The following is a 12,972-nucleotide window of genomic DNA, read 5'->3' as shown; positions in this document are numbered from 1 at the left end:
GGATCGGAAGATGAAGCTGGAACGCCTGAACCACGTCGCCATCGCCGTGCCGCACCTCGCTGCAGCGGCGGCGACCTATCGTGATGTGCTGGGCGCGCGGACAAGCGAGCCGCAGGCATTGCCGGAGCATGGCGTCACGGTGGTCTTCGTCGATCTCGGCAACACCAAGGTGGAATTGCTGGAGCCGCTGGGCGAAGGCTCGCCCATTGCCGGTTTCCTCGAAAAGAACCCGTCCGGCGGCATGCATCACGTCTGCTATGAGGTGGACGACATCCTGGCCGCGCGCGACGGGTTGAAGGCCGCCGGCGCGCGTGTTCTGGGCGATGGCGAGCCGAAGATCGGCGCGCATGGCAAGCCGGTGCTTTTCCTGCATCCGAAGGATTTCTCCGGAACGCTGGTGGAATTGGAGCAGTCGTGAGCTGGGTTTCGTTCGTTGCGCTTTTCTTCGTCACCTGGTGGCTGGTGCTGTTCGCCGTGCTGCCTTTCGGCGTCAGGACCCAGGATGAGGACGAGAACGTCACGCTCGGGACCGTTCCCAGCGCGCCGCGCGGGCCGCATATGCTGCGCGCCGTCCTGTGGACCACGCTGGTCACGGCCATTTTGATGGGCGGTTTCTACGGCCTCACCAAGGGGCTCGGGTACAGCGTCGACGATCTGGCACATCTGATGCCGAGCCCGGGCTAAATCCAGGCCGAACTGCGTTCTCCATCGGGCGTTGGGAAAGCGGACACGCCGTTCCCTTCGAGGCGCGCAAAGACCTTCTGCCTTATCGTCGTGCGGTCGTCTTGACGGTTGCTTTGACCGGTGCCCGGATCGGAGGAGCTTCGCTTCGCGATCCTGTGCCAAAACCAGTCCATGGCCGGTCGTGAACAATCCCGCGCCAAACATCTGCACAAAAAAAATGCAAGGCTCAAGGCCTTGCAATTGAACGCGTCCGATCTGCTTTCCGGTATCCGGCGGCAGCGAGTAACCGCGCCTAGATCGCATCCTCCCAAGACTTTGACCGCGTAGGAGAACAGATTTGCTCTGTCCTCTCGGTTATCGGGATACACTAGACCATCGCCGGTGAAAATGTCACGAAAAATTTTGCCGAGAAAACAGCAATCCTGTGCTGCATTGCACAATAAAACATCATGCCTGGACCAGGAACGGGCGCCCACGCAACTGTGTTGGCGCGGCGGGCGGCGCGGGTTTCCAAGTGGTCACGAAATGGCTATGAAGCCGATGCAAGTAAGCCCACGTCGCATCGATTCCGATACGGCCAGCCCTCATTCATGGACCAGCACATGCGTTTGTCGCGCTACTTCCTGCCCATCCTCAAAGAGAACCCGCGCGAGGCCGAGATCGTCTCGCATCGGCTGATGCTGCGCGCCGGCATGATCCGGCAGCAGGGGCAGGGCTCCTTCACCATGCTGCCATTGGGCAAGAAGGTGCTGGACAAGGTTTGTGCCATCATCCGCGAGGAGCAGAACCGCGCCGGGGCGCTGGAGATCCTGATGCCGACCATCCAATCGGCCGAGCTGTGGCGCGAGAGCGGCCGCTACGACGCCTACGGCAAGGAGATGCTGCGCATCAAGGACCGGCAGGACCGCGAACTGCTCTACGGCCCGACCAACGAAGAGATGGTGACGGAGATCTTCCGCTCCTACGTCAAGTCCTACAAGGACCTGCCGCTCAACCTCTACCATATCCAGTGGAAGTTCCGTGACGAGGTGCGTCCGCGCTTCGGCGTCATGCGCGGCCGCGAGTTCCTGATGAAGGACGCCTATTCCTTCGATCTCGACTATGAAGGCGCCAAGGCGGCCTACTATCGCATGTTCGTGGCCTATCTGCGCACCTTCACCCGCATGGGGCTGAAGGCTATCCCGATGCGCGCCGACACCGGCCCGATCGGCGGCGACCTTTCCCACGAGTTCATCATCCTGGCGGATACGGGCGAGAGCCAGGTATTCTGCCACAAGGAATTCCTCGATCTTCCCGTGCCCGGCGAGAATGTCGACTTCTCCAACGATGCCGAGATCGCCGGCATCGTGGCGGAGTGGACGACGCCTTATGCGGCGACCGACGAGATGCACGACGAGGCGGCGTGGGACAGCATCCCCGAGGCCGACCGGCTTTCGGCTCGTGGCATCGAGGTGGGCCACATCTTCCACTTCGGCGAGAAATACTCCAAGCCGATGGGGGCCAAGGTGCAGGGACCCGACGGCAAGGAGCACAACGTCTCCATGGGCTCCTACGGCATCGGCCCGACACGGCTGATCGCGGCCATCATCGAGGCCAGCCATGACGAGGCAGGCATCATCTGGCCGGAGTCGGTGGCGCCGTTCGACGTCGGGCTCATCAACATGAAGGTCGGCGACGCCGATTGCGACCGCATCTGCGACCAGGTCTATGCGGCGCTGACCGCGGCCGGGAAGGACGTTCTTTATGACGACACCGACCAGCGCGCGGGCGGCAAATTCGCGACCGCCGATCTGATCGGCCTGCCCTGGCAGGTGATCGTCGGCCCGCGCGGCGCGACGGCGGGCGAGGTCGAACTGAAGAACCGCAAGAGCGGCGAGCGCGAAACGCTCTCCGTCGAGGCGGCCATCAAGCGACTGGGTGCGGCGGCATGAGCAAGGCGGCGGCTCCCGAGGCGCCTCCCGCCGGCCCGTTTTCGGGCTTCGAGAGGATGGTGGCCTGGCGCTACCTGCGCTCGCGGCGCAAGGAGACGGTGATCTCGGTTATCGCCTCCATCTCCTTCCTCGGCATCATGCTCGGCGTCGCCACGCTGATCGTGGTGATGGCCGTCATGAACGGCTTTCGCGCCGAGCTTCTGACCCGCATCCTCGGCATCAACGGCCATTTGATCGTGACGCCGGTGGACATGCCGCTGGAGGACTATGCCGAGGTCGCCAAGCGCATCGACGGCGTTTCCGGCGTCAAATACGCCCTGCCCCTGATCGACGGGCAGGTGCTGGCGCAGGGCAATGTCGGTTCGGGCACCGGCGCGCTCGTGCGCGGCATCCGGCCCGAGGACCTTTCCCGGATTTCGCTCGTCGCCAATAACGTCAAGCAGGGCTCGCTGAAGGAGTTCGGCGGCACCGAAGGCGTCGCGATAGGCACGCGCATGGCCGAGAACCTAGGGCTCGGCGTCGGCGATTCCATCACGCTGATTTCGCCCGAGGGCGACGTGACGCCGCTCGGCACGACGCCCAGGGTGAAAGCCTATCCCATCACGGCGATCTTCGAGGTGGGCATGTCGGAATATGACGCGTCCATCATCTATATGCCGCTTCCGGAGGCGCAGCTCTATTTCAACATGGACAACAAGGTCCAAAGCATTGAGGTCTATGTCGACAATCCCGACAATGTGGATGCGCTGAAGCCGAAAGTGGAGGCGGCGGCGCAGCGGCAGATCTACATGACCGACTGGCGCCAGCGGAACCAGACCTTCTTTTCCGCGCTCCAGGTCGAGCGCAACGTCATGTTCATGATCCTGACGCTGATCGTGCTGGTGGCGGCGCTGAACATCATCTCGGGCCTGGTGATGCTGGTGAAGGACAAGGGCCACGACATCGCCATCCTGCGCACGATGGGAGCCACGCGCGGCGCGATCCTGCGCATCTTCCTGATGACAGGGGCCGCGATCGGCGTTGTCGGCACATTGGCGGGGGTGGTCCTGGGCATCATCATATGCCTCAACATCGAGCGCATCCGCGAGTTCTTCTCCTGGCTGTCAGGCACCGTGCTGTTCAATCCGGAGCTTTATTTCCTCAGCCAGTTGCCTGCCAGGATGGATGCCAGCGAAACGCTGTCCGTCATCGCCATGGCGCTGGTGCTCTCCTTCCTCGCGACGCTGTTCCCGGCCTGGCGGGCCGCACGGCTCGATCCTGTCGAGGCGCTGAGGTACGAATGACGGACGTGATCATCGAACTGAAGGGCGTCCAGCGCTACTATCTTCAGGGCGAGCGCAAGCTCAACATCCTGAACGGCGCGGATTTCGCCCTCCGGCGCGGGGAGATGGTGGCGTTGGTGGCGCCATCCGGCACCGGAAAATCGACGCTGCTCCATACGGCCGGCCTGCTGGAGCGGCCGAACGCCGGCGACGTCATTCTGGGCGGGCGCGCCTGCGGTCGCCTCTCCGACGACCAGCGGACCGCCATCCGCCGCAACGACATCGGCTTCGTCTACCAGTTCCATCACCTGCTGCCGGAATTCTCGGCGCTGGAAAACATCATGATGCCGCAGCTCATCAGGGGGCTGTCGCGCCCGGAAGCGGCCAAGCGCGCCGAACAACTGCTGGACTACATGCAGATCGGCAAACGGGCGCAGCACCGCCCGGCGGAACTTTCCGGCGGCGAGCAGCAGCGCGTGGCGATCGCGCGCGCGGTGGCCAACGCGCCGCTGGTGCTGCTGGCCGACGAGCCGACCGGCAATCTGGACCCCACCACGGCGTCCTATGTGTTCGACGCGCTGGAGGCGCTGGTGCGGCAGTCGGGGCTCGCGGCGCTGATCGCCACCCACAATCACGAACTTGCCGCGCGCATGGATCGACGCGTGACGCTGTCCGAAGGCAAGGTCGTGCCGCTTTGAGCCTTCCGGAGGGCGTCCGACACACAGGACCTATGGCTTGGCCGGTTCGTCCTGACCCGTGTCCGGGATCCTGAAGCGAACCTTCATGAAAACATGATCGCCGAAATGATGCGGTGGCCCTTGGTCGCCGTTTCGGTGACGGTCGCGTTCGTCGTGATGCTGGAAATCTCGCAGGAACGGGCCGGCGTCCAGATCACCACGGCGCAGCTTCCACCGGCCATGCGGTAGAAGCACGGAGCGCATCTCCCTGCCGTCCGCACATGTCCTTCGTTTCATCGGCCGCGACCGAGTTCGCGAATGAGGACTGGACGGTGTTCGGTTGGCCGATCCGATCCGGCAGGGACATGCAGTCCTGTTGGGCCAAGTCAGGCCCGAAACGACGCACGCCACAGAGGCGGGCAGGAAGAGTTTCCGCGGCATCATGATCCTGCTCTCGCCAAGGCAGGCAATGGTAGTGCGAGGCGCGGCAGAGTTACGTTAGTTCTATCCGTGGACGTGAAGCGATGGCCGCCCCCGCGTGTCGCCGGTCCCGGGCTCTATCCACGATCATCTTTCGTTAACCCTGCTGTCAGGAGTTGGCGGCATCTGCATCTTCGGCGTGAAATGCGTTTTGACATTTGAACAAAAATAGAACAAATTACGAACATATTAAAAACAGGAGAGAGAAATGACCGATCTTGTTCGTGACGTGGTCTCGCTGCTGTGCATGAGCGCCTTTCTGGTTTCGATGGCGATCTGGATCGGAGCGATATAGAGAGCGCCACCCTTTGCAGGCTGGTGCCGGTAGTGGTTGTGGAAACGCTCTTGGAGCATGGCGCCGGCCGGAGCCGGAGACGAATGGCCGACGTTCAGCCGGTGCGTAGCATCGGCCGGTATATGGGGGCGGCGGGGCCGAATACCTGCTCGAAGGAGGCCTTCAGCGCGACGTCCAGGTCTGACATGGTCACCGGCAGGCCGAGATCGACCAGGCTGGTGACGCCGTGATCCTGGATGCCGCAGGGCACGATGCCGCCGAAATGGGACAGGTCCGGTTCGACATTGATAGCGATGCCGTGGAAGCTCACCCATTTGCGCAACCGGATGCCGATCGCGGCGATCTTGTCCTCGGCCGGTGTCCCATCGGCCAGAGGCGGCCGATCCGGCCGGACAACCCAGACGCCGACGCGGTCCTCGCGACGTTCGCCGCGCACGTTGAACATGGCCAATGTCTCGATGATCCACGATTCGAGCGCCGCGACGAAGGCCCGCACATCCTCGCGCCGCCGCTTCAGGTCGAGCATGACATAGGCCACCCGCTGGCCGGGGCCGTGATAGGTGTATTCGCCGCCGCGGCCGGCCGCGAAGACCGGAAAGCGATCCGGCTCGATCAGATCCTGCGCGCGTGCGCTCGTGCCCGCCGTGTAGAGCGGCGGATGCTCGACCAGCCAGACCGTTTCGCCGGCAGCGCCCGAACGGATATCTTCCGCGCGCGCCTCCATGAAGGCGAGGGCATCGGGATAGGCGACGAGACCGGGTTCTATGCGCCATTCCACCGGCGCGGAGCCGGGCAGGGGCATGAAGGCCGTTTCTAGCTGGCTGCGTGCTGGCATGGCTGTCTCGTACGGCGGATCGAACCTTTCATATGGCCGCTATCGGGCGCGACGTCCAGTTCCGGGCAGGACGGACCGGCCGGTGGCGGACGCCCGCGTTTGATTCGCCGGTTCGCCGGGGCGCGTCGGTCGCGGCCGTGCCGCTCCCGTTCCGGGCGGCGAATTGCCGAGGTCCGGGGTCGTGTCGCCGGCCGGCGCGCGGCCGGGAAACGGAACCGGCCTTGCAAGCTTTTATCTTGCGCTAAATCGGTGCGAGTGCACTTGTTTCGCCGGATGCGATTTGCTACACGCCGCGAGCCGGTCGGTTCCGGCTTCTACCACGTGCGGTCGTGGCGGAATTGGTAGACGCGCAGCGTTGAGGTCGCTGTGGGGCAACCCGTGGAAGTTCGAGTCTTCTCGACCGCACCATTGTTCCTTCGATCGAGGCTCCGATCCGTATAGGCCAGCGTCTACGCGCGGCCGGCACGGCAGTCTTCCGGTCCAGTTCGCTTTTTGCCTGAAATGTCCACGGCGACCGGAACCGGCAGGCCGCAGCATCCTTTTGTTCGTGCACCGATTTTCTGTCGAGACCGGTTCCCACCTGACCCGCCGATGCGTTAGATCGGCATCTATCCTTTCCCATGCCGGCAACGGGAGACGCCGATGGAAGGCCATGAGCAGACAGGCGGCCCGGACGCCGAAAGGCGCCACGCCGACATTTATGACGAGGAAGGCGTCATCCGCGCGTCCTTCCTCGCACAGGTGGGCGCGGCCATCGCCGACCGGGACATACTGGCGCTCAAGCGCGATGTCGGCGGCCTGCACCAGTCGGAGCTCGGCCACCTTCTCGAGGCCCTGCTGCCGGAGCAGCGCCGCGCGCTGGTCGAGCTGCTTGGCTCCGATTTCGACTTTTCCGCGCTGACCGAGGTCGACGAGGCGATCCGTCTCGACATCGTCGACAACCTGCCGAACGAGCAGATCGCGCAGGCGGTTCAGGAGCTGGATTCCGACGACGCCGTCTACATCCTGGAGGATCTCGACCAGGAGGACCAGGACGAGATCCTGTCGCAGCTTCCCTTCACCGAGCGCATCCGCCTGCGGCGTTCCCTGGACTATCCGGAGGAGACCGCCGGGCGGCGCATGCAGACCGAGTTCGTCGCCGTGCCGCCGTTCTGGACCATCGGCCAGACCATCGACTACATGCGCGAGGACAAGAACCTTCCCGACCGCTTCAGCCAGATCTTCGTCATCGATCCGACCTTCAAGCTGCTGGGCGCCATAGACCTCGACCAGATCCTGCGTTCCAAGCGCACGGTCAAGGTCGAGGACGTCATGCACGAAACCCGCCACGCCATTCCGGCCACGATGGACCAGGAAGAGGCGGCACGCGAATTCGAGCAATACGACCTTCTGTCGGCCGCTGTGGTGGACGAGAACGAGCGGCTGGTCGGCGTGCTCACCATCGATGACGTCGTCGACGTCATCCAGGAAGAGGCCGAGGAAGACCTGCTGCGCATGGGCGGCGTCGGCGACGAGGAGCTGTCGGACTCGATCCTGTCCACCTCCCGCTCGCGCGTGCCGTGGCTTCTGGTCAATCTGGTCACGGCCTTTCTGGCGGCTTCCGTCATCGGGTTGTTCGACGAAACCATCCAGCGCATCGTGGCGCTGGCGGTGCTGATGCCGATCGTGGCCGGCATGGGCGGCAATGCGGGATCGCAGACCATGACCGTGACGGTTCGGGCGCTGGCCACAAGGAATCTCGACATCTACAACGCCTGGCGGGTCATCCGGCGCGAGATGGGCGTCGGTTTCATCAACGGCGCGGTTTTCGCCGTGCTGATCGGCGCGGTTGCGGCCACCTGGTTCCAGGACCTCAATCTTGGCGGCATCATCGCGGCAGCCATGATCATCAACATGTTCGCCGCCGCGCTTGCGGGTATTCTCATCCCGCTCACCCTGGATCGCTTCAATGTCGATCCGGCCGTCGCCTCGGCCGTTTTCGTCACCACCGTCACCGATGTCGTGGGCTTTTTCGCCTTCCTCGGCCTGGCGACATGGTGGTTCGGCGTGCGCTGAGGCGGCAAGATCGGCCAGCCGCACAGGAAAATCATTCCTGACCGGGGCCCTCGATTGACTTTTACGTAAGTGCAGTGCGATTGTCCGTCGCTGCGTGGCCGCATGCGTAGCCGGCTTCATTCCGTGACGGATGGAGGAGCCGCGATCTGCGCGCAGGCCCGGCTCGGAGTGACAATGAGGGAATATTATTCGATCACCGAGCTCACCCGCGAGTTCGACATCTCGACGCGGACGCTACGCTTTTACGAGGACGAGGGGCTGATCGCCCCGGTGCGCAGGGGGCGCACCCGCCTGTTCCGTCCGTCGGACCGGCATCTGGTCCGCCAGATCCTGCGCGGCAAGCGGCTCGGTTTCTCCATCAACGAGATCCGCGAGATCATCCAGATGTACAAGGAGCCGCCCGGCGAGGTCGGGCAGCTCAAGCTGATGATCAAGCGAATCGAGGAAAAACGGGACGATCTGCGCCAGAAGCGCCGCGATCTCGAGGAAACGCTGGCCGAGCTCGACCATGCCGAGGAATCCTGCGTCGAGCGGCTGGCCGAACTCGGCGTCAAGACCTGAAACACCGGGATTCGCGGCTTCGAAAGCCCGTCAGATCCAGCGGCGCACCCGCCTGGCATAGTCGCGGTATCTCTTGCCGAAGCGTTCGGCAAGCGTGCGCTCCTCGAACTCGATGGCGAGCTTGGTGGTGAGGAAGGCCGCGACGAAGGCGAGCAGCAGGAACCATATGCTGCCGACGATCAGGCCGATCCCGATCAGGAGCATGGTGTTGGCCAGATAGATCGGGTTGCGGCTGATGCCGAAGGGACCGCCGGTCAGCAGCTGCTCGGGCAGGCCTTTCGGGTTCAGCGTCGTGCGGGCGCGTATCATCATGCGGATGGCGCTGATCCAGAGCGCCGCCACCCCCAGCAGACAGATCCAGCCGACCGCGAACAATATGTCGGCCAGCGTGCCGTTGATCCACGGCAACGGATAGAACAGGCCGAGCGCCACGCCGACGATGATGGCCACCAGATAGATCAAGGGCGGCCAGGGAATTCCATGCCTGCTCGTCGCTGTCATGGCTTGTCCTCCGTCGGCGCCATGTCCTGCCCGGTCAGGCCGTCGGTTTCGGCCGTGCAGGTCGAAGCGAGATCGCGCACGCGCTGCTGCAGCGCGGCATCCTGACCGCCCTTATAGAGACTATCCAGCATTCCGCCTTTTTCCAACCTGCCAAGCATGCATCCGCAATAGCGCGTGCAGAAAGCGGCATCACGCGTGTTGGCGCAACTGGCCTGGCAGGCTTCGGTGAAATTGGTCTGGGGCGAGCGGGCTTCGGGCGGCAGGATCTGGGAAAACAGCCACACGCAGGCGATCAGCGCCGGCTGATGGATGAGATAGAAGGCAAGGCTATGCCGGCCGATGAAGGTCAGCGGGCTGGTCCAGCGGACATGCGGGATTTCGGCCAGACGAGCGAGCAGGCCGGTCGAGGCGGCCAGCGCGGTCGCGCTCATGCCCGCCAGCACCACACCGAACCACGGAAACAGCGGCACATAGTCGTTGGAGCGCGGATCGACCGTGGAGAGGCCCACCCACTGCAGCGCCGGATGATCGAAGAAGGACGAGCGCAGATAGTGCGGAGCGGCTATGACCAATGCGGCGATCAGAAGCGAGAGCAGCGCCGGGACGCGCAGGAAAGCGAGGCCCAGCACGCTGGCCAAAGCGATCTGGTGCAATATGCCGAAGAAGATGAAGCTGTCGGGCGTGGCGAAATAGGTAACGGCTGTGATCGCCAGAGCGGCCGCCACGATCATGCCCAGCCGCTTCCAGAAGCCGGGCCATCTTATGCCACGGCCATGGGCCAGCACGAGGCTGACGCCGACGAGGAACAGGAATGTCGAGGCGATGCAGCGCGCGTAAATCTTCCACGGGCCGAAGGCGGTGAGGCCGGCGCGCGCGTAGCCGAAGAATTCCAGATCCCAGGTGAAGTGGTAGGTGGCCATCGCCAGCAGCGCCAGGCCGCGCAGGATGTCGATAATTTCTATACGGCGGTTCGGTTTCAGGGCGGTCGCTGTCGCGGTCGGCTGTTCGGCGATCATGATTCCTGATCCTGGGCACGTCCGGTGAGGCCCCAAAGAGGGGTGGAACGAGGGGTAGAGGCAAAGTCCGATCCTGTAAAGCGAGCCATGAAGGGTTGGGCCAGCGGCGAAAAGCCTTTGGCCGGCTTCGCTTTCGGGCCGCGAGGCGTCGGTTTCCTGCTACCGGCCGCAGCCTTCGACGCGCAGATTGCCCGCGCGCGAATCCGCATCGAGGGGGACCATGGCTACGCATGTGCGCCATCCGATCTGGCTACCGGCCGTGCGTTCGGCCGGGGCGCGCACCTTTGCGTCGCTCTACACCATCGAATCCTTCGCGCGCGCCACGATCTCCAGCGTCATTCCCATCCAGGCCTACGAGATCCTGCACAGCGAGCGCACGGTTTCCATGCTCTACACGCTGGTTTCGCTGCTCGGCCTGTCGGTGACGCTGTTCATGCCGATGCTGATCCGGCGCTTCGCGCGGCGCTGGGTCTACAGTGCAGGGGCCTGCCTGCTCGCCGTCGGCTCGCTGTTCTTCGTCACGCACAGCCTGCCGGGGCAGTTTCTCGGCATGCTCTGCCGCGTGATGGGCGCGAGCGCACTGTCGATCACGCTCAACCTCTACATCATGGATCACATCCGCAAGACGGATTTCATGCGGGCCGAATCGCTGCGCATGGCCTGGTCGATGGTGGCGTGGACCGGAGGACCGACGCTCGGCATCTTCCTTTATTCGCGCTACGGCGTCTATGCCGCGCACGGCGCGGTGGCGGTGTTCGCGCTGCTGCTTCTGGCGCTGTTCTGGTTTTACCGGCTGAGCGACAATCCGCTGATCGCGCCGGGCAAGAGCCGGGCGGCGAACCCGCTCGCTAACATAGGCCGGTTCGTGCGCCAGCCGAGGCTGCGGCTGGCGTGGCTGATCGCCTTCGGGCGCTCGTGCTACTGGACCACCTTCTTCGTCTACGGGCCGTTGTTCATGGTCATCACCAGGCAGGGCGACCTGGCCGGAGGCCTTCTGGTGTCCGCCGGCAACGCGCTGCTGTTCGTGGCGATCTTCTGGGGCCGGGCCGGCAAGCGATTCGGCGCGCGGCGCATCATCACGCTGGCCTTCGCGGCGACGTCGCTGATCCTGTTCGCGGCCGGTGCGCTGGGGGAGGCGGTGCCGTTGCTGACGGCCGCCCTGCTGCTAGCAGGCGCCTTCTTCAACATAGCCATCGACGCGCTCGGCTCCACCGCTTTCATGCGCGCCGTGCGCACCTATGAGCGGCCGCAGATGGCGGCGGTCTACCGCACCTACCAGGATTTTTCGGAACTCACGCCGCCGCTGGTCTATTCGGTGGTGCTGAGCTTCTTCGGGCTGGGTTCGGTGTTCGCGACGCTTGGCTGCCTGACGCTGGCCTGCGCCATCGTGACCTGGGTATACCTGCCGAAATCCCTTTAGATCATGAGGCCGGTTTACAATTTGTCGGGCATGGGCTTGGTGCCTATGCTGATTGGGACATAAGAAAAGGAAACGACATGCACAGCGTCTCGGCGTCTCCAGAACGGCGTGTCCGCCTTGCCTGAAAGCGCAAGCCTCACGCTGCTGCTCGGCGGCGCGCGCTCCGGCAAGAGCGCCCATGCCGAGAAGCTGGTCATGGCGAACATGGCGCCGTGGACCTACGTCGCGACGGCGCAGGCCTATGATGAGGAGATGCGCGAGCGCATCGCCCATCACCGTGCCCGCAGGGGCGAGGGCTGGGAGACGATAGACGCTCCGCTCGATCTGGCCGGCGCTCTGGAGGCCATGCCCGTGGGGCGCCCGGTCCTGGTCGATTGCCTGACGCTTTGGCTGACCAACCACATGCTTGGCGAACACGATCTCAAAGCCGAATATGCCAGGCTGGCCGAGGTGCTTTCGCGCCCGCGCGGGCCGTGGTTCGTGGTTTCCAATGAGGTCGGGCAGGGGATCGTGCCCGACAATGCGCTGGCGCGCCGCTTCCGCGACGAGGCCGGCCGGCTGAACCAGCAGGTCGCGGCCGTGGCCGACGCTGTTTTCTTTATGGTGGCGGGGCTGCCGCTCAAGGTGAAGTGATGGACAAGACCGAAACCGCCGAAAAGGACGAGGAGCGTCACCGCGCCAAGATGGCCAAGCGCAAACAGGTGCAGGACGCCGAGGTCGCCGAGAAGAAGATCGAGAAGGGCCTGCTGATCGTCAACACCGGGCCTGGCAAGGGCAAGACCACGGCCGCGTTCGGGCTGGCGCTCAGGATGCTGGGCCATGGTCGACGCGTTGGGGTCGTGCAGTTCATCAAGGGCGCGTGGCATACGGGCGAAAAGGACGCTTTCGCGGCCTTCGGCGACCGGGTGGCCTGGCACACGATGGGCGAGGGGTTCACCTGGGAGACGCAGGACCTCAAGCGCGACATCGCGGCGGCCGAAGCCGCCTGGGCGAAGGTGCTGGAACTGATGGCCGATCCGTCCATCAGCCTGCTGGTGCTGGACGAACTCAATATCGCGCTGCGCTACGACTATCTGGACATCGACAAGGTGGTCGCCGCGCTGAAAAGCCGGCGCGAAGACCTTCATGTCGTCGTCACCGGGCGCAACGCCAAGCCAGCGCTGGTCGAAGCGGCCGATCTCGTCACCGAAATGGGCGCGACCAAGCACCATTTCTCGGCCGGCGTGAAAGCACAGCAGGGAATAGAGTTCTAGGC

14 protein-coding genes and 1 tRNA gene are annotated in these 12,972 nt (G+C 64.2%); 12 read left to right on the top strand and 3 right to left on the bottom strand.

Annotated features, from left to right (window positions below; all coding sequences use genetic code 11):
* Window positions 1–10: 10 nt before the first annotated feature.
* The 6 genes from mce (at window position 11) to QU595_RS15955 (ending at window position 4,803) form a co-directional block, all read left to right on the top strand.
* Window positions 11–418 (top strand): methylmalonyl-CoA epimerase, encoded by a 408-nt coding sequence (gene mce / locus QU595_RS15980; protein ID WP_315923640.1) that lies wholly within the window; start codon window positions 11–13, stop codon window positions 416–418.
* Window positions 415–684, top strand: coding sequence for a DUF1467 family protein (locus tag QU595_RS15975; protein ID WP_315923638.1), 270 nt, complete (start codon window positions 415–417; stop codon window positions 682–684). Before mce ends, QU595_RS15975 begins: the two co-directional genes overlap by 4 nt.
* Window positions 685–1,286: 602 nt before the next feature.
* Complete coding sequence (proS, locus tag QU595_RS15970) at window positions 1,287–2,615, top strand: proline--tRNA ligase (RefSeq protein WP_315923636.1); 1,329 nt, start codon at window positions 1,287–1,289, stop codon at window positions 2,613–2,615.
* Window positions 2,612–3,898, top strand: a complete 1,287-nt coding sequence (locus tag QU595_RS15965; RefSeq protein WP_315923634.1) for a lipoprotein-releasing ABC transporter permease subunit — start codon at window positions 2,612–2,614, stop codon at window positions 3,896–3,898. Before proS ends, QU595_RS15965 begins: the two co-directional genes overlap by 4 nt.
* Window positions 3,895–4,575 (top strand): ABC transporter ATP-binding protein, encoded by a 681-nt coding sequence (locus tag QU595_RS15960; RefSeq protein WP_315923632.1) that lies wholly within the window; start codon window positions 3,895–3,897, stop codon window positions 4,573–4,575. The genes QU595_RS15965 and QU595_RS15960 overlap by 4 nt, the downstream gene beginning before the upstream one ends.
* Before the next feature lie 105 nt (window positions 4,576–4,680).
* Window positions 4,681–4,803 (top strand): hypothetical protein, encoded by a 123-nt coding sequence (locus QU595_RS15955; protein ID WP_315923630.1) that lies wholly within the window; start codon window positions 4,681–4,683, stop codon window positions 4,801–4,803.
* Between the two features lie 620 nt (window positions 4,804–5,423).
* On the opposite strand, the gene lipB is transcribed toward QU595_RS15955, so the two are convergent.
* The gene (gene lipB, locus QU595_RS15950) at window positions 5,424–6,164 is read right to left on the bottom strand and encodes a lipoyl(octanoyl) transferase LipB (protein WP_315923628.1); all 741 of its coding nucleotides are present in this window, start codon (window positions 6,162–6,164) and stop codon (window positions 5,424–5,426) included.
* Between the two features lie 323 nt (window positions 6,165–6,487).
* On the opposite strand from lipB, the gene QU595_RS15945 reads away from it, so the two are divergent.
* The 3 genes from QU595_RS15945 to QU595_RS15935 all read left to right on the top strand — a co-directional run bounded on the left by QU595_RS15945 (window position 6,488) and on the right by QU595_RS15935 (window position 8,780).
* Window positions 6,488–6,572 (top strand) — tRNA-Leu (locus QU595_RS15945).
* A gap of 234 nt (window positions 6,573–6,806) precedes the next feature.
* A complete protein-coding gene (gene mgtE, locus QU595_RS15940; RefSeq protein WP_315923627.1) occupies window positions 6,807–8,219 on the top strand; it encodes a magnesium transporter in 1,413 nt (470 codons plus the stop codon).
* Window positions 8,220–8,393: 174 nt separating this feature from the next.
* Window positions 8,394–8,780 (top strand): MerR family DNA-binding transcriptional regulator, encoded by a 387-nt coding sequence (locus QU595_RS15935; RefSeq protein ID WP_315923625.1) that lies wholly within the window; start codon window positions 8,394–8,396, stop codon window positions 8,778–8,780.
* Between the two features lie 30 nt (window positions 8,781–8,810).
* On the opposite strand, the gene QU595_RS15930 is transcribed toward QU595_RS15935, so the two are convergent.
* Entirely contained in the window at window positions 8,811–9,281 is a 471-nt protein-coding gene (locus QU595_RS15930; protein ID WP_315923623.1) for an isoprenylcysteine carboxylmethyltransferase family protein, read from the bottom strand.
* Complete coding sequence (locus QU595_RS15925; RefSeq protein WP_315923620.1) at window positions 9,278–10,297, bottom strand: DUF1624 domain-containing protein; 1,020 nt, start codon at window positions 10,295–10,297, stop codon at window positions 9,278–9,280. Before QU595_RS15925 ends, QU595_RS15930 begins: the two co-directional genes overlap by 4 nt.
* A gap of 220 nt (window positions 10,298–10,517) precedes the next feature.
* On the opposite strand from QU595_RS15925, the gene QU595_RS15920 reads away from it, so the two are divergent.
* The 3 genes from QU595_RS15920 to cobO all read left to right on the top strand — a co-directional run bounded on the left by QU595_RS15920 (window position 10,518) and on the right by cobO (window position 12,970).
* Window positions 10,518–11,717, top strand: coding sequence for an MFS transporter (locus QU595_RS15920; RefSeq protein WP_315923618.1), 1,200 nt, complete (start codon window positions 10,518–10,520; stop codon window positions 11,715–11,717).
* A 117-nt stretch (window positions 11,718–11,834) separates the two neighbouring features.
* Window positions 11,835–12,350, top strand: coding sequence for a bifunctional adenosylcobinamide kinase/adenosylcobinamide-phosphate guanylyltransferase (cobU, locus tag QU595_RS15915; protein WP_315923616.1), 516 nt, complete (start codon window positions 11,835–11,837; stop codon window positions 12,348–12,350).
* Window positions 12,350–12,970: a cob(I)yrinic acid a,c-diamide adenosyltransferase gene (gene cobO / locus QU595_RS15910; protein ID WP_315923615.1), complete on the top strand. Its 621-nt coding sequence runs from the start codon at window positions 12,350–12,352 to the stop codon at window positions 12,968–12,970. Before cobU ends, cobO begins: the two co-directional genes overlap by 1 nt.
* The last annotated feature ends 2 nt before the right edge of the window (window positions 12,971–12,972 follow it).

The organism is Mesorhizobium sp. SP-1A, from assembly GCF_032460275.1.
GTDB lineage: Bacteria > Pseudomonadota > Alphaproteobacteria > Rhizobiales > Rhizobiaceae > Mesorhizobium.
This window is presented reverse-complemented; position numbering and strand designations above follow the sequence as displayed.